The sequence below is a fragment of the Micromonospora matsumotoense genome, assembly GCF_050951065.1.
Classification (GTDB): Bacteria; Actinomycetota; Actinomycetes; order Mycobacteriales; family Micromonosporaceae; genus Micromonospora; species Micromonospora matsumotoensis.
On record NZ_CP192025.1, the window covers coordinates 1375725 to 1396034 of the forward strand.

The 20310-nt window shown below is 67.6% G+C and carries 20 protein-coding genes and 2 pseudogenes; 8 read left to right on the plus strand and 14 right to left on the minus strand.

The features are described 5' to 3' along the window. Positions 1 to 46: 46 nt before the first annotated feature. The gene (locus ACQP1S_RS06345) at positions 47 to 610 is read right to left on the minus strand and encodes a flavoprotein (RefSeq protein WP_432904063.1); all 564 of its coding nucleotides are present in this window, start codon (positions 608 to 610) and stop codon (positions 47 to 49) included. Continuing rightward, positions 607 to 1946 (minus strand): annotated as a pseudogene (locus ACQP1S_RS06350) (hypothetical protein). Before ACQP1S_RS06350 ends, ACQP1S_RS06345 begins: the two are co-directional and overlap by 4 nt. Before the next feature lie 420 nt (positions 1947 to 2366). Here ACQP1S_RS06350 and amcA point away from each other — a divergent pair. Both amcA and ACQP1S_RS06360 read left to right on the plus strand, forming a co-directional pair. Then, a complete protein-coding gene (gene amcA / locus ACQP1S_RS06355) occupies positions 2367 to 2528 on the plus strand; it encodes a multiple cyclophane-containing RiPP AmcA (protein WP_432904065.1) in 162 nt (53 codons plus the stop codon). A 131-nt stretch (positions 2529 to 2659) separates the two neighbouring features. Beyond that, positions 2660 to 2872, plus strand: coding sequence for a hypothetical protein (locus ACQP1S_RS06360; RefSeq protein ID WP_432904068.1), 213 nt, complete (start codon positions 2660 to 2662; stop codon positions 2870 to 2872). Between the two features lie 65 nt (positions 2873 to 2937). Here the strand turns inward: ACQP1S_RS06360 and ACQP1S_RS06365 are convergent, their stop codons facing one another. Both ACQP1S_RS06365 and ACQP1S_RS06370 read right to left on the minus strand, forming a co-directional pair. Then, positions 2938 to 3075, minus strand: coding sequence for a macro domain-containing protein (locus tag ACQP1S_RS06365; RefSeq protein WP_432904071.1), 138 nt, complete (start codon positions 3073 to 3075; stop codon positions 2938 to 2940). Further along, entirely contained in the window at positions 3065 to 3316 is a 252-nt protein-coding gene (locus ACQP1S_RS06370; RefSeq protein ID WP_432904074.1) for a macro domain-containing protein, read from the minus strand. Before ACQP1S_RS06370 ends, ACQP1S_RS06365 begins: the two co-directional genes overlap by 11 nt. A gap of 302 nt (positions 3317 to 3618) precedes the next feature. Here ACQP1S_RS06370 and ACQP1S_RS06375 point away from each other — a divergent pair, with 302 nt between their 5' ends. After that, positions 3619 to 4371 (plus strand): DUF6928 family protein, encoded by a 753-nt coding sequence (locus tag ACQP1S_RS06375; protein WP_432904077.1) that lies wholly within the window; start codon positions 3619 to 3621, stop codon positions 4369 to 4371. Positions 4372 to 4656: 285 nt separating this feature from the next. Here ACQP1S_RS06375 and ACQP1S_RS06380 read toward each other — a convergent pair whose 3' ends face one another. Further along, complete coding sequence (locus ACQP1S_RS06380) at positions 4657 to 5028, minus strand: hypothetical protein (RefSeq protein ID WP_432904080.1); 372 nt, start codon at positions 5026 to 5028, stop codon at positions 4657 to 4659. 300 nt (positions 5029 to 5328) lie between these two features. Here ACQP1S_RS06380 and ACQP1S_RS06385 point away from each other — a divergent pair, with 300 nt between their 5' ends. The 4 genes from ACQP1S_RS06385 to ACQP1S_RS06400 all read left to right on the plus strand — a co-directional run bounded on the left by ACQP1S_RS06385 (position 5329) and on the right by ACQP1S_RS06400 (position 11357). Further along, on the plus strand, positions 5329 to 7188 hold the full coding sequence (locus ACQP1S_RS06385) for a BTAD domain-containing putative transcriptional regulator (protein ID WP_432904083.1): 1860 nt from the start codon (positions 5329 to 5331) through the stop codon (positions 7186 to 7188). Positions 7189 to 7267: 79 nt separating this feature from the next. Beyond that, positions 7268 to 8320 carry an asparagine synthase-related protein gene (locus tag ACQP1S_RS06390; RefSeq protein WP_432904086.1) on the plus strand — a complete coding sequence of 351 codons (1053 nt, stop codon included), beginning with the start codon at positions 7268 to 7270 and terminating at the stop codon, positions 8318 to 8320. Beyond that, the gene (locus tag ACQP1S_RS06395) at positions 8317 to 8910 is read left to right on the plus strand and encodes a helix-turn-helix transcriptional regulator (protein WP_432904089.1); all 594 of its coding nucleotides are present in this window, start codon (positions 8317 to 8319) and stop codon (positions 8908 to 8910) included. Before ACQP1S_RS06390 ends, ACQP1S_RS06395 begins: the two co-directional genes overlap by 4 nt. A gap of 629 nt (positions 8911 to 9539) precedes the next feature. After that, the gene (locus ACQP1S_RS06400; protein WP_432904092.1) at positions 9540 to 11357 is read left to right on the plus strand and encodes an AfsR/SARP family transcriptional regulator; all 1818 of its coding nucleotides are present in this window, start codon (positions 9540 to 9542) and stop codon (positions 11355 to 11357) included. On the opposite strand, the gene ACQP1S_RS06405 is transcribed toward ACQP1S_RS06400, so the two are convergent. From ACQP1S_RS06405 to ACQP1S_RS06445, 9 genes are all read right to left on the minus strand, one after another. Further along, positions 11327 to 11596 (minus strand): ATP-binding cassette domain-containing protein, encoded by a 270-nt coding sequence (locus ACQP1S_RS06405; protein ID WP_432904095.1) that lies wholly within the window; start codon positions 11594 to 11596, stop codon positions 11327 to 11329. The two genes, ACQP1S_RS06400 and ACQP1S_RS06405, sit on opposite strands and share 31 nt — an antisense overlap. 6 nt (positions 11597 to 11602) lie before the next feature. Beyond that, entirely contained in the window at positions 11603 to 12025 is a 423-nt protein-coding gene (locus tag ACQP1S_RS06410; protein ID WP_432904098.1) for a lasso peptide biosynthesis B2 protein, read from the minus strand. Then, positions 12022 to 12282 carry a lasso peptide biosynthesis PqqD family chaperone gene (locus tag ACQP1S_RS06415; protein WP_432904101.1) on the minus strand — a complete coding sequence of 87 codons (261 nt, stop codon included), beginning with the start codon at positions 12280 to 12282 and terminating at the stop codon, positions 12022 to 12024. The genes ACQP1S_RS06410 and ACQP1S_RS06415 overlap by 4 nt, the downstream gene beginning before the upstream one ends. Before the next feature lie 6 nt (positions 12283 to 12288). Further along, on the minus strand, positions 12289 to 14121 hold the full coding sequence (locus ACQP1S_RS06420) for an asparagine synthase-related protein (protein ID WP_432904104.1): 1833 nt from the start codon (positions 14119 to 14121) through the stop codon (positions 12289 to 12291). A 161-nt stretch (positions 14122 to 14282) separates the two neighbouring features. Next, complete coding sequence (locus tag ACQP1S_RS06425) at positions 14283 to 14405, minus strand: lasso RiPP family leader peptide-containing protein (protein ID WP_363667320.1); 123 nt, start codon at positions 14403 to 14405, stop codon at positions 14283 to 14285. A gap of 958 nt (positions 14406 to 15363) precedes the next feature. Continuing rightward, on the minus strand, positions 15364 to 16023 hold the full coding sequence (locus ACQP1S_RS06430) for a response regulator (RefSeq protein ID WP_432904108.1): 660 nt from the start codon (positions 16021 to 16023) through the stop codon (positions 15364 to 15366). Further along, positions 16002 to 17105 (minus strand): hypothetical protein, encoded by a 1104-nt coding sequence (locus tag ACQP1S_RS06435; protein WP_432904111.1) that lies wholly within the window; start codon positions 17103 to 17105, stop codon positions 16002 to 16004. The genes ACQP1S_RS06430 and ACQP1S_RS06435 overlap by 22 nt, the downstream gene beginning before the upstream one ends. Beyond that, positions 17071 to 18177 carry a sensor histidine kinase gene (locus tag ACQP1S_RS06440; RefSeq protein ID WP_432904114.1) on the minus strand — a complete coding sequence of 369 codons (1107 nt, stop codon included), beginning with the start codon at positions 18175 to 18177 and terminating at the stop codon, positions 17071 to 17073. Before ACQP1S_RS06440 ends, ACQP1S_RS06435 begins: the two co-directional genes overlap by 35 nt. A 217-nt stretch (positions 18178 to 18394) precedes the next feature. Further along, positions 18395 to 19540, minus strand: a complete 1146-nt coding sequence (locus ACQP1S_RS06445; RefSeq protein WP_432904117.1) for an ATP-binding cassette domain-containing protein — start codon at positions 19538 to 19540, stop codon at positions 18395 to 18397. Between the two features lie 2 nt (positions 19541 to 19542). On the opposite strand from ACQP1S_RS06445, the pseudogene ACQP1S_RS06450 reads away from it, so the two are divergent. Continuing rightward, positions 19543 to 20231: pseudogene (locus ACQP1S_RS06450) on the plus strand (transposase); the annotation flags it as partial. Positions 20232 to 20310 lie beyond the last annotated feature (79 nt).

Below are 20310 nucleotides of genomic sequence, written 5' to 3' on the forward strand. Positions count from 1 at the left end.
CCGGGCCGTCGGTCGACGGATGTGATCGGGGTTGACCCCGGGCTGCTTATTTCCGCGGCTGTTTCTCCTCAGCGAGTGCGGCGGCTGCGTGGAACGCCGTGGTCCAGGGGAATGCGAGCCGGCGGTCGTTGCCGGTGCCAGGTGGGTGTGGTTCCCAGTTGTGTTCGGGGCCGAGGAGGATGTGTATGCCTTCGTCGCGGAGGTTGGTCACGGCGCGGCGGTAGGGGTGTCGGGTGGCGAGGGCGGTGTTGACGAAGGGGACGATGACGGTGGGTATGTGTCGTCCGATGAGTTCGGCGGTGGTGGTCATGGCGTAGTTGTCGGCGAGGCCGAGGGCGATCTTGTTGATCGAGTTGTAGGTCGCGGGTGCGATGGCCAGTGCGTCGGTGGTGGGTAGCGGGCGGCGGGTGCCCGGGGATGTCCGGTAGTCGGATCGCACGGGTGCGCCGGTCAGCTTTTCGATGGCTGGGATGTCGATGAAGTCCATCGCGTGGGGTGTGGCGGTGACCGTCGTGGTCCAGGACCGTTGGTGTGCGGTGTTGATCAGGGTGGTGACGTCGGGTGCGGGGCCGGCGGCGCAGACGACGATCTGGAGGTGCCCTGCGGTCACCGGGGGATCCCGGCGGTCCGGGTGAAGTCGACGACGGCGGCGCGTACCGGGCCGGTGGCGAGGTGGGCGAGGTCGTTGGTGAGGCGGTGGACCGCTGGGCGGCAGCGGATCTCTTCGGGTGCCACCTCGTACGCGGTGCGCAGGGCGTTGAGGCCCTGTTCGTGGCGTCCCCACTGGGTGTAGGCGCGGGCTACGTCGACGTAGAGGGTGGCTTTGCGTTCGGCGAGGGTCACCTTGCCGAGGGGGATTGTGCGGGCGATGGTGATGGCGGTGCCGGCGTCGCCGAGGGTGAGGGCGATGTTGACTCGGTGCAGCAGGACGTTGGTGGCACCGAAGCCGGTCCACCGGTCGTTGCCGTCGTAGCCGAGTCGGGTCGCGGCGCGGGTCGCTTCGTCGAGCATGGTGTGTGCGGTGTCCCGGTCGTCGCGGCGGGCTGCGGCGACGGCGCCGCGTAGGACGAGGGCGCCGTACACGGCGACCGCGTCGGTCGACGCGAGGCCCGTATCCCGGTCGAGTACGCCGGCGGCGTCTGCGGCGAGGGTCACGGCTTGCTCGTCGTGGTGGTTGCTCATCAGGGCGTGAGTCATGATCCGTGCGCTCGCGGCGACGGCCACCGGGTCCTGGCTCGTCGCGGCGGCGCGGGTGCTCCGCTCTGCGGCGACCAGGGCCATTGCACGGTCGCCCAGCTTGAGCAGGACGCTACCGACGACGTGGTACAGCTCGGCGGCCAGGACGTCGACCTGCCGTTGCTGCGTGCCCTCCGCGTCCGCCCTGGCGGGTTCGAGAGCGGGTAACAGCGTGCCGAGCCGGTCGAGGGGACCCGTTCGTATCGGCATGCCTGGTAGTCGCGTTTGACGGCGGCCACCTTGCCGGAGAGCTGCTGCACGGACAACACCGTGGCGGGCTGTTGTTGGGGCGAGACGAGCGCGTCGAGCACCGGCCCGACGCCGGGGGCAGCAGCGACGCTGACCGCAGCGCTGCGCAGGAAGTCTCGCCGTTGCACGTCACCATCCGAGTCCGGGCTGTGGTGGCTGTCCTCACCAGTATCGGCATCTGGGCCGGGGTGTGGTGGCGTGGTGCTCGCGGCTGCACCGTTGGTGCCCGTCGCCCGCAGGGCTGCGAAGCGTTCGCGGACCTCGGGTGTGGCTCGGGTCAGCACGGTGTCCAGCGCGGCTTGCATGTCGGCGCGGGGGATGACGTTGTCGCCCTGGCTGCTCCACTTGGCCACCGTCCGGCGGGCCGCGCCCAGGTGCTCGGCGAAGGCGGTGACGCTCATCCGCGCTGCCTGACGTAGGGCGGTGGCGTCCCGGCCGGTCCAGGTCGTGATCGGAGTCATCGCACGTCCTCCCGACGGACCGTCTCCTGCCTGGTGATCGTAGCGGCACCTGGGGTTACCGCAGGTGCACCGGCGGTGCACCGACAGGACATTCCGCGCATGCCCTGCCCCGGGCGATGGTGGGTGTACCGGGCCGCCTTCCCAGGGCGGGCCGGTAGGTCAGCGGCAGTCTCAGAGCAGGGAGCTTCGGATGGATGTGCCGAGCGGTGACAGGCCGGAACGCGACCCGACGCCTCCGCAACTGCTGTCACCGGCCAGTCCGCCGGCAGCACTGGTGACTCCTCGTCCGCGTACCGCCAGAAGGGCTGCGTGGGCGGGTGGCGGTCACCTCGCTGCCGAGCCGCCGGCCGGCAGCGGTGGGTCCACCGGGCCTTGGTGGACCCACCGCTGCGAAGGACGTGTCGTGACGGGGGAGCGGGCATGACCGTGTACGTCTCCCGCTACGCGAGGGGCCAGCAGGAGCGGCTCGGCCCACCGGCGTCGACAGGACCCGTGCTGGCGGGAACGGCGGATCCGCCGCTGTTGACCTACGTGTGGCGTCGGTTCTTCGCGCAGCGGGCCCGAGGGGAGATCCGCCGGTGAGCATCAACCAGAGTCCTCCGGCGACTGCGGCGGGCTGTTGCGGCCGGATGGGCCATGAGCATGTGCCGTCGCGTCCGCACTGGGGCTGTCGCGCCTGCGGCCATTCATGGCCCTGCGACGGGGCCAGGAATGTGCTCCTGACGGAGTACGCGGGCAATCGGATCGGCCTGTTCCTCTATCTGGCCGGATGTCTGCACGAGGCCATCGACGACCTGAGCCAGGCCGACGCCAGCGGGACGAGTGACTGCGAGGACCTGTTCGACCGCTTCGTCGACTGGGCCAGGCGACGCGCTGGCTCTCCCGGGGCGACGACCGACACACCAGTGTCTTCGAGGGAGGCGTGATGGTGAGCGGCATCGGTGTGATCAATGCTGTAGGGCGGCCGGCGATCGCTGAGGTGTTTCACACCCTAGTCGTGCAGCCAACGAGCTTCTGCAACCTCCTTCGGCCACCGGTACACGCCGGATGAGATCAGCGGGAACGCCACCGACGTCGCGCCGAGCTCGGCCGCGACGATCAGCGAGTTGCGGTAGCAGTCACGCAGCAATGCCCGATCGATCCTCGGTGGCGCTCCATACCGGCCCGACGGTGTGGATGACCCAGTGGGCCGGAAGGCGGCCCGCAGTCGTCGCCACGGCCCGCCCGACCGGCAGTCCCCGGCCGAACCGGCTGGCCCGCAGCGCGCGGCACTCGTCCAGGATCGCCGGGCCACCCCTACGGTGGATCGCACCGTCCACCCCGCCACCACCCAGCAACGACGAATTCGCCGCATTGACGATCGCATCCACCCGCTCCGCGGTGATATCCCCCGTGACAAAACTCGATCTCCACGGCCACCATCATGAACCATCCGTATACCCCATGCCGCCGATAAACCCCGGTCGGTCACCGGCAGTCCAGGTCGCATACGCTCCATGCCGCTGACCGCGCGTCGCGCAACGTCGCAGTCGGCCGATCGAAGGAATGCCTGGTCTTGTCGGGAAGCGGATACCGCTGCGTGGCGTTGAGTGTGGACGGCCTGTAGCCGCCTCGCCGAGGCGAGAGGAGGCGTAGTCTGCAGTGATCATTTGGCGCTGGGGGCAGACGACCGATGGGTGCGCGTACCGCACTGCTCGCTTTCGCTGAGGGTGATCTGCGCCCTGCTCTGCGGGAAGCGGTCCGGTCGCGCCCAGCGGAGGTCATAGACCTTGTGCGCGAGATGCATCCCGGCTACGAGGTGACACCCATCGGCGACGGCTCGCTCGGCGACCATAGTTGTCCGCCGGACGACACCAGTTACGCGACCGTCCTGGCTGGTGCCGAGCTGTTCTGCGACCTCCGGCTCGTCTGTGATCTCCCATCGCAGGTACCTGCCGGGCTGCTTCGCGCCGCAGGGGGCCGGCGGATCATCATGCACGGCATGCATTCGGCCTCCGACTGGCTGTGCTTCGCGGTGTGGGAGAACGGCGAGCTTGTCCGCTCGCTGAGCATCTCGCCGGCCGCCGGCATCGGGGAGAACATCGGAGAGCCGTACGACTTCGAAATGCCGTACTGGGCGGGCGAACATCCCGTCGAGCCCATGCTCTCCGAGGATCCGTACCCTCTTGCCTTCCACCCGTTGGACCTGGGCGAGCAGGCCCTACGCGCATTCTTCGGCTTCATCCTCGAGGGCCGACCCGACCCGGACGACATCGATCCGTTCGATGTTCCCCTGCACGGCTTCCACGTCGCCGACCCGACCGGCCGGGAACAGGCGGAACGCGACGACCTGATGGAACGAATCCTGCAGAGCATGGAACCGCCACGCCGCCACCGCATGATGCCGGACGGCACGGTGCGCCAGCTCGACGACGGCGAGATCTGACCCGAAGACCGACCTGCGAGCGCTGTCAACGCGCACGTCCCGACACCGGATCGTTCGACATCAGCCATCCAGCCCAATGATCGGACATCCGGATCCGGATCCGGAGCCGCGATCCGCGTGCTTTACCGGGATCATCGTGCGTCGAGCCTGCCCGGGCGTACGGAGCCGGACAGGAGGACAAAGTTCAGCCGATGATCGCGGCGAGAGTTCGGTTCGCAGCTCGCGTCGTGGTCGACGGCTGCGGCGAGCAGTCTGGCGGTTGCTGAAGAAGCTGGGACTGCAGTTTCACCTGCCAGTTCGTCGGGAGCCGGGTCGCCGACCTCCACCCGCAGACCTAGAACTGCGGTGTCGGGTCGGCTGATCAGCCGGTCCGTCGACGGCACCAGGGCTGGAGAACGACACCGAAGGCGCTGCAGGATGGGAAGACTTCGGTGGCGGCCATTGCGACGCCGCGATCTGGGCCCCGGTGACCGGCAGGGTGGGCGAGATCTGGTCGAGCAAGCGCTGCGCCAGGGTGGCGTCGATCTCGACGTCTGCGCTGATGCGAACATCGGCCGCAGTCGCCAGGTCCACGACGTCGTCGCTGGTGAACGCATCAGCTCCGAGAGTGCTCAGCCGTCGCGCGAACTCCTGGACATTGATCATTTGCAGCCTCATCGTCGGATTGTTATTCATCCACCGTAACCCCCGCTTCGGTCGGCGGATCCTGCACCCGCCGTGCGGGCCACTGGGGCCGACAGTCGACGCCGACAACTGGCGACAGCTGCGCGGAAGTCCGCAACTCTTCGGTGAGCTGATCGCGCGCCTGCAGGGCCGTCACGCTCTGCTCTACAGCCCCGCAGGGGTCGCTTGTGGGGCGAAGAACCCACATGGTGACGATGCGGATCCCGCTATGGTCTGGTGGTCCAATCAGCTAGAGCTCGTGGGGGCACGGCTATGGGCGGTTTCTCTATTGCGATGCTGGGTGAACTGCAGGTGCAGACGGCTGAAGGCTCAGTGCCTGTGCCCGGAACCAAGCAGCGACTGCTTCTTGCCACGCTTGCTTTGAGGTCTGGGCAGCTCGTGAGCGTTGATGAACTAGTTGGCCGAGTGTGGGACGAGGAGCCGCCGCGCTCCGCGCGGACCACGTTGCGGGGTTATGTCAGGCGCCTGCGGAGCATGCTGCGGGTGGCTGGCCGCACCGATTCGGCAGTTATCGACTTCGACGCGGGTGGATATCGCTTGGTGGTTGATCCCGAGTGTATCGACCTCAATCGGTTCAGGCGGCTGCGCCAGGAAGCCAGTTCCTGTGCCGACCCGGTCGGGGAGGCCGCTCTGCTCGCCGAAGCTCTTCGGCTGTGGCGGGGTCGACCGCTGAGTGGGCTGGGCAGCGCCCGATGGGCTGACGAGATCGCTGTCGGTCTGGAAGAGGAGATGTTGCAGACTGTCGAGCGGCGTTGCGACCTTTCGCTCGATCGAGACGAGGCGGGGATGGTCTCTATCGAGGTGCAGAGGTTGATCGCGTATTACCCCCTTAGGGAGACTCTCTGGCACCGACTCATCCTCAGCCTGCATCGCGGCGGTCGTACAGCCGAAGCGCTCAGCAGGTACCAGCAGGTCAGGCGGTTGCTGGCAGATCAGCTCGGGGTGGTGCCGTCCGAGACCCTCCGTGCCCTCCATCTACGGATCCTCAGCGAGAACACCAAGCCGGCAGGACAGGGCAGGCCGGCAGACGTCGTGCTGGCGGTGTGTACTCCGACCTTGCCGGCTGACAGGTTCGTGGGCCGACGGCGGGAAGTGGACGCCCTCGATCGGCTATGTAAGGACACGGCAAGGGTCGTGGTGCTCGATGGAGGCGCGGGGGTGGGTAAGACCGCATTGGTTCGGCACTGGATGGCACACACCTCGCTCCCGTTCCCCGATGGCCGGTTACACCTTGACCTGCGTGGGTCCCGCCCCGGGCAGGCGCTCTTTCCGGGCGAGGTCGCGGCGGAGATCCTTCGCGCGTTAGGCACCCGTGACGACGACCTCCCCGAAGGGGATCTCAGCCGGATCGCGCTCTGCCGTTCGGTGCTGACAGGCCGGCGGATGTTGGTGGTCCTTGACGATGTCCGCGACCACCATCAGGTGGAGATGCTGCTGCCCGGTGTGGGCGGAGTGGTGCTGATAACCAGCCAGAACCAGCTCCGTGGCCTGGTGGCCCGGAACGGGGCGGCCCGGCTCTCGGTGGGTCGACTACGGTCCGATGAGGGTCGGGAGTTGGTCGGTGTGCTCCTGAAGCAATCCCCGCTCGTGGTTGAGCCGGACGCGGTAGATCAACTTCTCGACCTCTGTGCCGGACTGCCGTTGGCACTGCGGATCGCGATTGAGCGGTTCTGTCGGATCCCAGAGCTTAGCCTGGGCGAGATGGTGGCGGAACTCCGAGACGAGCGCAACCTCTTAGACCTGCTACAGACCGACGACGACGCCGAAGCCAACGTCCGGATCGCGCTGAGTCGTGCGTTCAACTGGCTGAAGCCCGCCGAAATCGTCCTGCTGCGACGGTTGTCGTCGCGTTTGTGGTCAAGCTTCGATCTGGACGCGGCCACTGCCCTGATGGGAGTGGACCGTGCTCGGGTTCGGGTCCTGTTGGAGCGGCTCGTCTCGATGAGCCTGGTTGAGCAGCATGGCTTTCGTTCGTACCGGATACACCGGCTGCAGCAGGCTGTCGTGCGTGACTGGCCGGTGGACGCAACTGTCGCGTGCGGGTCAAGACGCGGTGGCTCTCCGGCCACCAGCATTGACGGAGATCAGGGAAGCAGGCCCGGATTATCCTACGCTTTCGTGTCACCACAGTAGGACCACGCTGGGTGCACCGGTCGATGCCAGCCTGGTGGCAACAGGAAGTCGGGTGCACGAGTCGGCGTGGGGAGACAGAGTGTCTGTGATTGCAGGTTGGGGTTTCGTGCTGCTCCCCGATACCGACTCGGCCGTGCCACTGGCCCGCCGCCTTGCTCGTGGGTCCGCAGTCCCGCACCATCCGTCAGGCCGGCCGTGGCTGGTGCACAACTACCCGGCTGAACAGGTCGCGGTCTCGGCGGACAGATCGGAACGCCGGTTAGCTGTGGTCGGATTCTCCGCCGTGACCCCGGCCGGCCTGAGCCAGGCTGTTCGGCATCTGGATGGCCCGGACCGGCTCGCCCGCGAACTGGGCGGCAGTTTCTGGGTGGTCGCGTCGTTCGCCGGAAGGTCGTATGCCTTGGGAGTACGGCGGATCTACCGTGCCCGGATCGATGGTGTCTGGGTCGCCTCGGATCGGGCTGACGTGTTGACCGAAATGGGCTCATTCGACTTCGACGAGACTACGCGCGCGCTGCGCACGATCATGCCGTTGGTACATCCTCTGCCAGAGGAACCGCTGTGGCGTGGGTTCGAGCCAGTCGCCCCGGGTGACTCGCTCACCATCGAGGTCGGTGCCGCCCAGCGGGTTGCGTTCGAGTCGCCCTTACTCGATGACCGGGTCGTTGAGGCCTGCCTGGCAACTCGAATACCGGGCTGCGGGCATCCCAAGCAGGTCAAGCCGCTGATCCGAGAAGCGATGCGGGGACTACTCCCGGAAGACTTCCTTCGGCGGAACCGTAAGACCTCAGGGGATCCGCAGGCTTCCCGTGGAATCCGAGCGGCCGAGTCGGAATTGGTCGGCATCTGTCGGCACTCGGTGCTCGCAGAGCGGGGCATCATCGACCTGGACGAGTTGCGATCACACGCCTTCGGCGGTCGACTCCAGGCGGGAGGCGCTAGAGCCGACGGCCACAACGGGCCCGCATGCCGTCGCGCCAGCACCTTGGCTTCGACGCCGGTCAGTTCACCGTTGCCGAGCGCCCCTCCCGACGGCAGCGAGGTTCGCCTCAGCGGACGTCAGCGTGCCCGTTCAGGGGGTTTACCCTGCCGTGACCGGGCCGTGACTGCCGAGACGAGCATCGGCTCATGAGTCTTGAGTCGGTCGACGAGGCGCGGTGGTGGATCCGGGTCGGCGTGGGCGATCTGATGCCCGTGATAGAGGAGGGGGTGCGGGGCTGGTTGCGTCGAGACTGGCGGACGGTCCCCGTTGGCACTAGCGCCGGCGCGGACGTGGTGGTGCTGGATCCGCTGGTCTGTGGCGGCCGAGTGCTCACCGCCTACGAGAAGCCCGTCGTCGCCTTCTGCCCACCGCAGGAGCAGGAGGTGGTCGCTGCGGTTCTGGCCGCCGGCGCCTATGCGTTCGTCCCCCAGAATGGGCACCGGCAGGCACTGATGGCGGCGATCGTGGCGGCGGCTCGAACCCGCGCCCCGCACGCCGGGCAGCCGGTTCCTCGGCTGTCCAATCGGGAGCGCACCGCGTTGCTGTGGTGGCTCCGGTCGATGACCAAGGCATCGGTCGCCCGGCGGATGGGTGTGTCGCCACACACGGTGGATATGTACATCAAGCGGATCCGGGCCAAGTACGCCGCCCTTGGCCTGCATCTGCCGACCAAGGCCGACCTGCTGGTTCGTGCCTTGGCGGACGGACTGGTCGAGGCAGAGGATCTGGTTGCCGGCTGACGCCCCCGATCGCGTACCCCCGGCCCAGTCAACCACTCGACGCCGGCGATTTCGCCGGTCACCTGCTGCGGTGTCCATTCGAACCCGAAGTTGCGCCACTGGCTGAGATCGGCATCGCACCTCCCGACGTGCTCCCGGGCGCCCGTTGTTCGCGCCGGTCATCTGCGAACGAGCACGGACCCCCAGCCGTCGAAGCGCTGGCCGGTCTCGCTCGGAGTTACACCGGTCCATCTGCATCCGTACGGTCAACGTGCCTGCCGGCCCGAACGCCCAGGTGTCCATGGCACAGCCGATGATATCGCTGTCCAGGATCGGATTGCTGCAGGAGCTGACCATTGTGCCCGCCGATGGATCGGCATTGATGCCGGCGGCACGGGTGGCACCGACGTCGATGTGGTCACCGTGATCAGACCGCGAGCAGCGGCGATGACCGACCTTAGCCGCATCGAATCTCCTCGGTTTTTCTTGCCTTTGACGCTACGGACCTCCCATCTGTCGGCACCCGGCCCGCTCGCCGGTCATCCTGCGGTCACGTGCGGGTCAACCGCCCGGTCCGCGCGGCATTCAGCACTCGTAGGAGTAAGCCCGCTGCCTTACGCTGGGGTCCGTCGTCGATACAGGGAGTAAATGTGCCGATCTTCGTCGCGCTGGGCCCGCTCAGCGTCACCGGCCTGGACGCGCAGTCCCAGGCATTGGCACCCGGCAAACGCCGGGATCTGCTGGCTGTGCTGCTGCGCCGCCGCAACGCCTGGGTGTCCGTCGAGGAGTTGGCCGAGGCACTGTGGGACCGGGCGGCCTATCCGAGTTCCATCAGCGGCAGCATCAAGACATACGTTCATCAATTGCGTAAGGTTCTTCCGCCGGAGGCCGCAGGCGAACGGCTTGCCGGCCGGCGCGGCGCATACCGGCTCACCGTGAATCCCGGTGAACTGGACATCGACCTGTTCGTGTCGCTGGTGGAGCAGGGTGTCAAGGCCCGCACCGAGAAACGGCCGGAAGAGGCGGTCACGATTCAGCGCCGGGCGCTGACGCTGTGGCAAGGCACGCCGGACGAGGACGTGGTCGACGTCGTCGCCGCCCAGCACCTGCAAGAGGTACGCCTGACGGCACGATACTGCCTCGCCGACGCGCTGCTCGAGCGCGGCGAGACCACCGAGGCGATCATCGTGCTCCGCGCGGTGCTCTCCGAGGACCCCCTGCGCGAGCCCGCGTGGGAGCGGCTGTTGCTGGCGCAACAGGCGGCAGGCTGGCAGGTCGATGCGCTGGCCAACTACGAGCAGGCCCGGCTGGTGCTGCTGGAGAACTTCGGTGCCGAACCCGGCACCCGATTGCAGGACATCTACCGGACGCTGCTGTCACAGACAGCCGACGCTCCCGCTCCCACGGTCAAGAACCCTGTGTCACCATCCGCCGCGAGTGGGCCGCGGGTGCGGTTGCGCCTTTCGCTGGCCGCCGTACTCGTCGTGCTGCTGTTCGCGGTCACCGGATCGGCTGGCGCATCGGTGACCGAGGTAGGTTCCCCCGCCGCGACCTCGCCGCCGGTCACCGGCGGACCGACGCCGAAGATCCTGTTCGGTCTGGGCGCGGACGCCATTCCCGCCGAGCGGTCCCCGCTCATCGCCTCCGGCATCGGCATGATCACCACCTGGTACCACAAGTCCGATCAGCTCGACCAATTCGAGGGCTGGCGGGCCGACGTCATCCCACGGATCTACGGATACGGGCGTGCCATGCATCTGGTGGTGGCTACCTGGGGCGACGGGGAATCGATCGACACCCGCTTCGGGTGCGCATGCGGGCAGGCCTATCCACTTTCCTCGGAATTCATGGTCGACATGCGCCGACTCGCCCGCGCTTTCGCCGGCAAGGCCGACGGCCCGCCCCTCTACATCTCAATGTTCCATGGCCTGCAGAAAATGTCCTGCGCAAACACCGGATACCTCGCCGATGCCGCCACCACGAACTACTATATGGCCCTCAAGGAACGCTACTTCGAGCTGGTTGAACTCTTTCACCGGCAAGCACCGAACGCCCGCATCGGGCTCAATTGGGACGGCTGGACGGCCTCGTACGACGAGCCCGACATCGGCGCGGGCCGCTCAATGTTCCAGTACTTCGTCGAGGCTATGAGCGTCTCCGACTTCCAGAGCTTCAACGCTTTCGAGAAGCAGGGGAACGCCGAAGACATCCGCCAGATGGTCGACGTCCTGGGCCGGTACGGTCCGGTGATGGTCGCCTACTTCGGCCCGCACGAGGACCCGGTCGACATCTACCTGAAGGACCTCCGGGAGACCTTCACCCCCACCGCGTTGGCCGGACTGACCACAAAGGGTCTGTTCGCGTTCAGCTTCCGCGACGACGACGTACAGCGCGCCGCACCCGAGGTGATGACCTTGACCACCGAGATCGTCCGCAACTATGGCCACCCTGCCCCGAGGGGAAGCTGACGCGCTTCCGCACGCTCTGCTGCTGGGTCGCGGACGACATCCACGCCGGCCCCCTCCGCGCTGCCGGCGGTAGGGCGCGGCAAGGCACACGGCACCGAGATTGTGGTGGACCTACCGGTTCCGTCGGGGCCCATGAAGCCGAAGCTCTCACCCGCCGCCACGGTCAGGTCGAGGCCCTGCACCGCCTCGATATCGCCGTAGGTGCGACGCCGTCCTTCGGTGTACGGCGGGGCCGTCATCGCGGTTCATCGGCGGGGTGGCACGGACATGATGACGTGAAAGGCGCGGACGTGACCAGGGTCCTCGCCCACGGGTTCACCGTCCACCGCCAACCAGGCGTGTGCCGCGAAGGGTTCGGTGACCACGCCGGTGCACCACTGGGGCCAGGTGCCCCCCAGGCGGCACAACAACGCAGCGGCGATCGACCGTTGCAGGCAGCGTGGGCCGGCGCAGGCCAGGCTCACGTACACCACCGCGTTGCGGGCCCGCAGCACCTGCGCCACGTTCGCGGGGTGCGCGCCCCGGCTCGCGAACACCAGCGCCCGGCGTAGCGTGGCCGGCGGCAGCCGGGTCAGCAGGCGCGCGACGCCCGCGGCGAGCAGGGCCGGCGGCCGCAGGCGCCGGGGCGGTGCGCTGGCCGATTCAAGGCGCAGGGTCCCGCCGCTCATGTGGCGATCACCTGTGCCGTACGCAGGGCGTCGAGCAGGGCGTCCACGTGGGCGGCGGCCCGGTCGGGCGCGTCGGGGAAGCGCCGCAGCAACGTCCGGACGGCCTCCTCCGGCGGCTCACCGTCCAGCAGACACCGCAACACCACCGCGCCGGTGGAGTTCAGCATCCAGTAACGGCCGTTGCGTTCGTCGAGCAGCACCGCGCCGTTCCCGGTGTCGGCGATGGACACCCCGGGCACCAGGGCGAAGGTCATCATGCCTCCTCAGGTGGTTCGGAAGGTGGGGGTCGGGGCGGTCGGGGCCGGGTCGGCCACGGCCCGGAGCCACAACTCGCAGGCGAGGGTGGGATCGAAGGGCATCAGTGGCCGGGTGTCGGCATGTGTGCCAGTGAGCAGGCGACGCAACGCCGCCCCGTCGATCAGTCCCATTCTGGCCAGGCGGGTATCCGCAGCGAATTCGAGCAGGTCGCGGCGGCGTCGGCGCAGTCCGGCATACAGGGTGGGGCTGGCGTCGTCCTTGCCGGTCCGTTGCAGGATCCCGGCCGGCACCACACCGTCCAACGCCCGCGCGAGTACGGGCTTGAGGCGGCCCGGAGCCACCCGATCGACCAGACGCACGGACAGCACGGCCTCCAGCACCCGATCGTCGGTGTACGGGGCGTGGAACGAGACACCCGCGTGCGCACCGATGCGTGAGTTGCGCCGCATGACCGTGCCGTTGACCCGGTTGATCCAGATCATCTCGTGCTGGACCGGGAGCGCGGCCAGCGGCTCGGGGCCCGCAGCCACGGCCTCGCGCAGCAGACGGCGCACGGCCGACGCCGCGTCCGCGGTGATCCAGGGCGGGAGCTTCGGCGAAATCTCCCAGTACGCGCCCGAGCCCCAGGCCCGCTCATCGGCGAGTTCGTCGACCTGGGCGCCCAGCCAGCGCGGATAGGACGGCGCGGAGGCCATCGTCCGCACCGTCGTGGCCAGTGACCAGCGGCGTCTGGACCGCAGCGTGCGCACGTGCGGCAGTGCCGCCGACGGAGCACGCCGGATCAGCCCGTGCATGCACATCACACTCGGGAGGAACATCTCGTCACCCCCGACGCCCTGCAGGTGACGGCGTGCGCCCAGGGAGGCCACGAGGGCGGCCTGATGCTCGACGGTTGCCCGGGCCCGGACGAACATCAGCGGGCCCTCCCGGTCGTGCGGGGTGTGCGCGAACGGCGCGTACCAGTCCGGCGTCTCCGTCGGCGGCACCACCACGTGGCGGGCCCGCGGAAGTTCGGCCGCCGCCCGGTGTGCCCAGAGCAGGTCCTCGCCCCGCCCACCGTGCGCCTCGTAGTGCAGGGTCGCCAGGGGTGCGCCGCCGGACCGGTCGGCGACGAAGCAGAGGCTCGTCGAGTCGAGACCGCCGGAGAGATCGGCGCTCACCAGCTGCTGGCCCGCAGTACGTGCCTCCACGGCGTGGAACAACGCCTCGCGGACGAAGTCACCGTCGCCCAACCGGCGTTCGGGCTCCGGCGGCGTCCACCAACGTCGGGTCCGGCCGGTGCCGTTCCGGTCGATCTCAAGGCAGTGCCCGATGGGCGGACTACGCACCCCGCGCCACACCGAACGCTCGCTCAGCGGCCAGGGAGGCCCGAACGGAGACAGTAGTTCGAGCGCCACCCGCTCCTCGTCGATGCCCGCGCCGATGCGGTCGGCCAGCGTCTCGGGGCGGGCCGCCGCCATCGTCACACCGGCGACCGTGGCGTAGAAGACCTGGCATGCGGTGGACAGCGTGCCCTGGACGCGGACGTCGCCGTCGAACGATGCGACGAGGTGAAAGCTGCCGGCGATCAGGCGGGCGAGATCGTCCAGGTCCGCCAGGGAGCGGACCCGACCCAGCCGGGCAGCCAGGGCGTCCGGTTGGGCGATTGCGCAGCCGAGCAGGACAAGTCGCCTCGGACCGGCGGAGACGGACATGATCTCGTCGGTCCGCCAGTCACCCACGATCCAGGGTCTGCCGGAGTGGTGCTCGATCACCGTGGGGCACGGCAGCCCGGGAGTCAGGGCCAGCGCGAGAGCCTCGGCGCCGGCCGGGTGGTCGGGAAGTACCACGAACTCCATTCGTACCCTCCATCGGAATGCCAGAAAGGGGGCCCGACCGGCGTGTGGCGTCGGTGCGGGCCCCCTCGTGCTGGAGTGATCGGGTGCGGTACCGCCGACGCGTCAGGCTTGTGCCCCGGCGACGCTGCCCGCTTCACTCAGCCCTGCGGCCATCGGGTGGCTCAGAACCACCACGAGCCCCACGGGCTGTCGATCCAGTAACCCTGCGACGTGAGCTGGGTGAGTTCGGCGAAGTCGCCGACCTCGATCAGAGCGGGGATCTCGTACGCGTTTTCGTTGGACACGAAGCCATCTCCTTGGATGAGGGGAGCCCGGCCATCCCGGACTCCGGATGACGGTCAGGCGGGCCGGTCCTTTTCGTTCGGCTGGACCGTCTGCCAGGGACAACGTTATGGAGCCCGGCCATCCGCGCGCACGACCCTCGTTCAGGGAACACTGTGTGGATCAGTGGTGGTTTCCGTCCTGTGCCGCGGCCGCGACGACCGGTAGAGACGCCACGAAGAAGATCCCGGGCCGTGAACGGGGCCGGGCGGTGGTGGTGCGCCGCCGGCGGCTCGAACCCCGGAACAGAAAGCTCGGTCCTGGCCGGGCCACAGCCTGCAGCGGGGTCGCAGAAATCCACCTGACGGCGGCCGGGCCGGTTCGGTCAGGACGACGTCCCAGCTGTTCTGCCAGCTACCGACGAGACCCCGGTGTCCGGGCACCCGACGAGCACCAGGCCCACGTCGTTACCGTGCGTCAGCGCAGGCTGCGCCGACCCGGGGGGAGCGTCGTCGGTGGGAGGCCCACAGCAGCAGGGAATTGACGGACGTCGTACGTCATACCGATATGAACGTCGATATATATCGGTCCGCGTCCCGTCCGGAGGGTCGAGATGACACCGGGCCGGTCGACGTCTGCGGGTCGCCCTTCGACCGCCGTCCCGTGTTGACGTCGACGCTTCGGTGACGCCTTCACGCCCAGTCGAGTGTGGCTCAAGTAATGGTCTCTGACCCGACACCCAAGCCGGACGGCGGCTTCCCCGTATGGGAGCATTCACGGCATCAACGACAACATCCAAAGCGGCCGGTCACTACGCGGCAGGGGGCTCCGAAAAACGGTTGCGCTGCGCAGAACGCCCCCGAGCCCGCGCGGGGCAGCCTGACCCACATCGTCACCACCTACTCGTGCCGGGCCGGCTACCGGTGGTCTGGGCCCCGTTCGAGGCCCTGGCCTGCTATTCTGCGGCGGCGCGCCTATCGCCTATAGCTCGTCTGCCTCGATCAGCCCGTCCTGAATGGCCCGCGCGACGAGTGCTGCCTTCGTCGGAGCCGGCCTGCCGACGTTCGCATACTTGATCCGTACCCGGTCGAGATAGGTGTTCACCGTACGAACCGTGATGCCGATACGTTCGGCAACCATTTGCTTTGACTCGCTTTGAAACCACTCGGCCAATACCTCCTGCTCGCGTGAGGAAAGACGCGGCTGATCTGATCGAGCATTCGCTGCGATCGCTCCGGCCAGGGCAGGCGGCATGTAGGGACGATGTTCGGCCGCCGCGATCGTCGCTGCAACCAGATGCTCCTTGCCCTCCGTCTTGGTAAGAAATGTGACCGCGCCTAGATCGAGGCAGTTGAGAGCGACCCGCTCGTCCTCTAGCATGGTGTAGACGATCACCTGCCGGCCGGCGTTCACCAAGCGCCGCAGGTCGCCGTAAGACAGCGAGCGCTCGGTCGACAACCGCAAATCCAGCACCACGACCTGCGCCGAGTCGCCCGGCGGGATCCAGGCTGTCTTGATCGTGGTGCCAGTGGCTACCACCTGGATCGGCGGATGTGCAGCGGCGAGCCACGCCTCCACTCCAGCGAGGATCGCGGGGTGATCATCTATGACCACAGCCGTTATCGGCTTCTCGGTTCCCACACGGCCTCCATCCATAGCGAGCTGCCGCTCGCCACCCGGTTCACGCGGACGTGGTGTAGTTGCGGATTCGGTGCCGGCACCTCCACCACGTCACTGACGACGCTCACCCGTACCTGGCCGGGTCGGCGCATCAGGGTCACCCGTGCAACGGATGTGGCGGTGATCAGAGCCTCGGTGATGGGCTCGAGCAATTCCCGACGCACCTCTGCCGCAAGCTGGCACGGTTCCCCACGGACAGCCAGTTGGACGACCACGCCATGCCGTTCGGCGACGTCGATGGCGGCTTGCAGGCTGTGAAGCAAACGGTCCGAGGTGTTGTCGTTCTCAGCGAAAAGGCGCCGCATTCGCGCCGCTTCGATGGCGCATCTGCGTCGGGTGCCCTCGGCTGCCGGGTCGAGTGTGCCGGTTGCCAGAGCGGCCAGTAGCGGTGCCGTCGTCTCCAGTAACTGCGCGTATCGCCGTTCCCGGTCGCGGTGCAGGAGCGCGGCGGCCACCTCTGCGGTACGGATTGACTCGGCGGCTCGGAAGGACTCGGTCGCGGACCGTGCCACGCGACGGACAACCAGCGCGGCCAGTCCCAGACCGAGTTGGAGGCCGAGCACCGACACGCATTGAATCGCCGATGACGCTAGCTCCACGACTGGTGCGCCGACCACTACCACTACACCCATCGTCATGGTCAGGTGGGTGGCGAGGAAGGCGGTGATGACGACCATCGGTAGATCGAAGAGCAGGAATAGACCGTACCAACCTATCAGGCCGAAGTACCAGTGATTGATCCGAACAAGCGGCTCGGGCGGCAACGCCATGCAGACAAGTGCGGAGGCCAACAGTACGGCCGCCACGCCCAACCACCTCACTGACGGCGCGAAGTACCGCCGACGCACCACGAAGAAGGCGCCGCCGACGCCCACCAGGGCCAGAAGGATGTACGCGGCGCTCTCAAGCCAAACTCCGTCCGCTCGCCCGATTCGTCGGAGGGCCGGCGGGAGGCTTAGTCCAAACTGGACCACGACCGCGACGATCAGCAGCGCGATCCGCAACCCGTTAAGCAGCCGTCGTTCGGTCAGCGCGATCGACATGCTGGTCCCACCCTTCGTCGGTCGGCCAGATCCACCGCACCGTCGTGCCCGCTCCGGGCCGGGACACCACCTGGGCGAACCCGTGCGCGGCGCTCATCCGAGCCATGATGGAGCCAGAGATGCCCCGCCGGTGTGCGGGTACATCCGCCGGATGGAATCCGCGGCCCAGATCGCGCAACTCGACCAGGACCCTGCCGCCGTGATCTCGGCCCGCGCACAAGCACGCGTCTGTGTCCCCCGCGTGCTGTCGTACGTTGTTCAGAGCTTCCTGTGCCCCGAGAAAGATCGCGAACGCCGGCTTCGCCGGTATCGTCAGCGGCCCTCGGACGTCTAGGCGGATCGGCACGCCGGGGTACTCTCTCAGAGTTTCGAGCAGCGAGGACAGATCCACATCGCGTGCCACCGTGCCGGGCACCGAGCCGAGCACCTCCAGGTCGCGCCGGGCCCGATCCGGCAACCATCCGGCGCTGTCGAGCGTCCCGGAGGAGACCATCAGTAGGGTGGTGCTGGCGGTGTCGTGCAGCATGGCGAGGTCCTCTAGTTCGGCGGCCCGCCGTGCCGCGGCGACGGCGGCCTCTCGCCGCCGGTGAGCGGCTCTTTCGGCAATGCGATCAGCGGCGCGGGCACTAGTTCGGACCAGCGCGAAGCTCATCCAGGCGAGGAACGACTGCACGGCGAAGCCGAGGCAATGGCCGACAAGACCCTGATCGGGCCCGCTGAGTAGGTTGCCGAGTGCGTAGCTACCGATGCTCAGTATGGCCACAATGAATCCGCCAGCCGGCCGGTGGACCCACTCGAAGTGACAGGTGACCGTAGTGATCGCCACGACCGCAAATGTCCAACTACCGACTGTTTGTGGCCCGAGGTACGCCTGGCTGAGCGTGACCGAGACTAGCATCAGCCCTTCGGCCGCAATGAACCAATCCGCCGGTGGTCGACGAAACCGCCAGTATGTCTGAAAGGCGCACCATGCGGCGGCGTACCCGACTAGGCAGGCGGTCGCGAGCGCGCCGTTCGTGTCAACCGCGACAACGCCGAACGCACCGGATGGCACGATAACCGCGTTACGCACCCACAACGCGTACCGGCTAACCGACCGAGCAAGTTCACTTTCACTCGATGCAATCGGCTCCGATGCCTCCGGCGAATGTCTCGGCACATTGGTTAACACCTTTACGCCTCACCGCCTCTGGTGCGCCTGAAACTCTTCGGGTGGGTGCCCTGTCACGGCGAGAACCCCTCCCCAGACGATAGGCGGTCCTCGTGAACGACTCAACCGGCGGCGCTCGCTAGGGAGGGGTGAAGGCGGAGCTGGGCCGATTCCGCAGGGGAAGTCCGAAAAGCCATGACTCGCGCTGCCGTGCGATGGGAACAGGTGTCTCGTTCGTCAGGAACTGGGTCGCCGCCAACTCGCGGTAGAGCGCGTCGCTTCGCAGCAGCGACTCGTGGGTGCCCGCCGCGCGTACAATCCCGTTCTCAAGCACCACGATCTGTTCTGCCGAGGCGACGGCTGATAGACGGTGGGCGATCAGCAGCACTGTGCGTCTGGCTGAGACCGCATCCAGCGCCTCGCGCAGGGCCAGCTCGTGTCGAGTGTCCCGCAGCACCTCAGCGATTTCATCCGGGCTCGCCGTGGGATTACCGTAGATAAGATTGTCACGGATCATGCCGTCCATCTTGGGGGCGTCCTGCTCGACATAGGCGGTCAAATGGCGGACCTCGGCTCGGGTGAGCTCGGCGATATCCCGGCCGCCCAGCCGGATGGCGCCGCGATCCGGCTCGTTGAATCGCTGCAGAAGCGCGAACAGAGTGGTCTTGCCGGCCGCGGAGAGTCCGACAAGCGCGGTCTGACTCCCCGCGGCAACGTTGATCGAGACGCCACGCGACACCGGTATGCGAGTGGGATAGGGGAACACAAGCTCCAGGATCTCTATTTGGGGCGGTCCCGGGACAACGAGCGTTGACACGGCCGAGTCGACGTCCTCCTCGACGGCCATCGACTCGACCTTGCCGATCCGGACGGCCGCCCCCAGCCCTCGCTGCAACAGGCTCAGCGAGCCAGTGAGGGCAGAGATCGGGCTGGAGAGGTAGATAACATCTAGCAGGAAGGCGATCAGGGCGAACAGAATGAGCCCTCCAGTGGTCACCAGAAAGCCACTGAGTCCAAGGACCACCAGGATCGCCGCCTGCACGCTGATCGCCGAGAGCACGCTGACCATGGCGCGGTGTCGGGCACCAGTCAGGCCGGCGAGGTGGGCGCGTTCTATCGCGGACCCGACGACGGTCTCCCGGCCCTCGCCGCCGTTCGCCTTGGCCGTACGGATGGCGCCAAGCGTTCGGTCCAGCGCGGAACCGACCTCACCAACCGCCGCCTGGGCGCGGGTGACGGCCCGACGGATCCGGGGCAGTACGAACAGCAGCGCCACTGCCAGCACGACTAATCCACCAGGGCGTCGGCCTACTCGACTGCGCCCGCCGCCTACAACTGGCCCTGAACAACGTCAAGCGCTACGCACGCACCGACCGGCCCGAGCGGATGCTCCGCGTCCCCAAGTACCGTGCCAGCCTCGTCGACCCCTACCGCGAACACCTACGCAAACGTCGAGCCGAGGACCCGGCGTCGGCGTCAAGCACCTCTTCGACGAGATCAAGGCCCTCGGCTACACCGGCTGCCTCAACCTCCTGCACAAGTGCATCAACCAAGGCCGCGCGGACGCCGACCGCAGCCACATCTCCCCCCGCCGGCTCGCCCGGATGATTCTCACCAGGCCCGACAACCTCACCCCCGAACATCAAGACCTCCTGGCACGGCTCACCGCAGCCTGCCCCGAGATGACCCATCTGGCCACCGCCATCGAGAGCTTCGCCCAGTTCCTCACGCCCCAGCCGGGAAACGCCGACACGCTCTCGCACTGGATCAACGAGGTCCGCACGGTCGATCTGCCCCACCTGCACGCCTTCACCCGAGGCCTGGAGCGGGACCGCGACGCCGTGAACGCCGCACTCATGCTTCCGTACAGCAACGGCCCCACCGAAGGCGTCAACACCAAGACCAAACGAATCGCACGCCAAATCCACGGACGAGCGGGCTTCACCCTGCTCCGACACCGCATCCTCCTCGGATAACAGCACCCTCCGTCACCACCGAATCTGAGACAGGGCCGTTCGTTTCACAGTCCCAGACAGGGCCGTTCGTGTTCTACAG

What these genes read in the sequence shown, in the direction of transcription:
- amcA (WP_432904065.1), top strand. Translation starts at nt 2,367, where the DNA reads ATGACCGTGTACGTCTCCCGCTACGCGAGGGGCCAGCAGGAGCGGCTC.
- ACQP1S_RS06375 (WP_432904077.1), top strand. Translation starts at nt 3,619, where the DNA reads ATGGGTGCGCGTACCGCACTGCTCGCTTTCGCTGAGGGTGATCTGCGC.
- ACQP1S_RS06380 (WP_432904080.1), bottom strand. Translation starts at nt 5,028, where the DNA reads ATGAGGCTGCAAATGATCAATGTCCAGGAGTTCGCGCGACGGCTGAGC.
- ACQP1S_RS06385 (WP_432904083.1), top strand. Translation starts at nt 5,329, where the DNA reads ATGCTGGGTGAACTGCAGGTGCAGACGGCTGAAGGCTCAGTGCCTGTG.
- ACQP1S_RS06395 (WP_432904089.1), top strand. Translation starts at nt 8,317, where the DNA reads ATGAGTCTTGAGTCGGTCGACGAGGCGCGGTGGTGGATCCGGGTCGGC.
- ACQP1S_RS06405 (WP_432904095.1), bottom strand. Translation starts at nt 11,596, where the DNA reads ATGACGGCCCCGCCGTACACCGAAGGACGGCGTCGCACCTACGGCGAT.
- ACQP1S_RS06410 (WP_432904098.1), bottom strand. Translation starts at nt 12,025, where the DNA reads ATGAGCGGCGGGACCCTGCGCCTTGAATCGGCCAGCGCACCGCCCCGG.
- ACQP1S_RS06415 (WP_432904101.1), bottom strand. Translation starts at nt 12,282, where the DNA reads ATGATGACCTTCGCCCTGGTGCCCGGGGTGTCCATCGCCGACACCGGG.
- ACQP1S_RS06420 (WP_432904104.1), bottom strand. Translation starts at nt 14,121, where the DNA reads ATGGAGTTCGTGGTACTTCCCGACCACCCGGCCGGCGCCGAGGCTCTC.
- ACQP1S_RS06435 (WP_432904111.1), bottom strand. Translation starts at nt 17,105, where the DNA reads ATGTCGATCGCGCTGACCGAACGACGGCTGCTTAACGGGTTGCGGATC.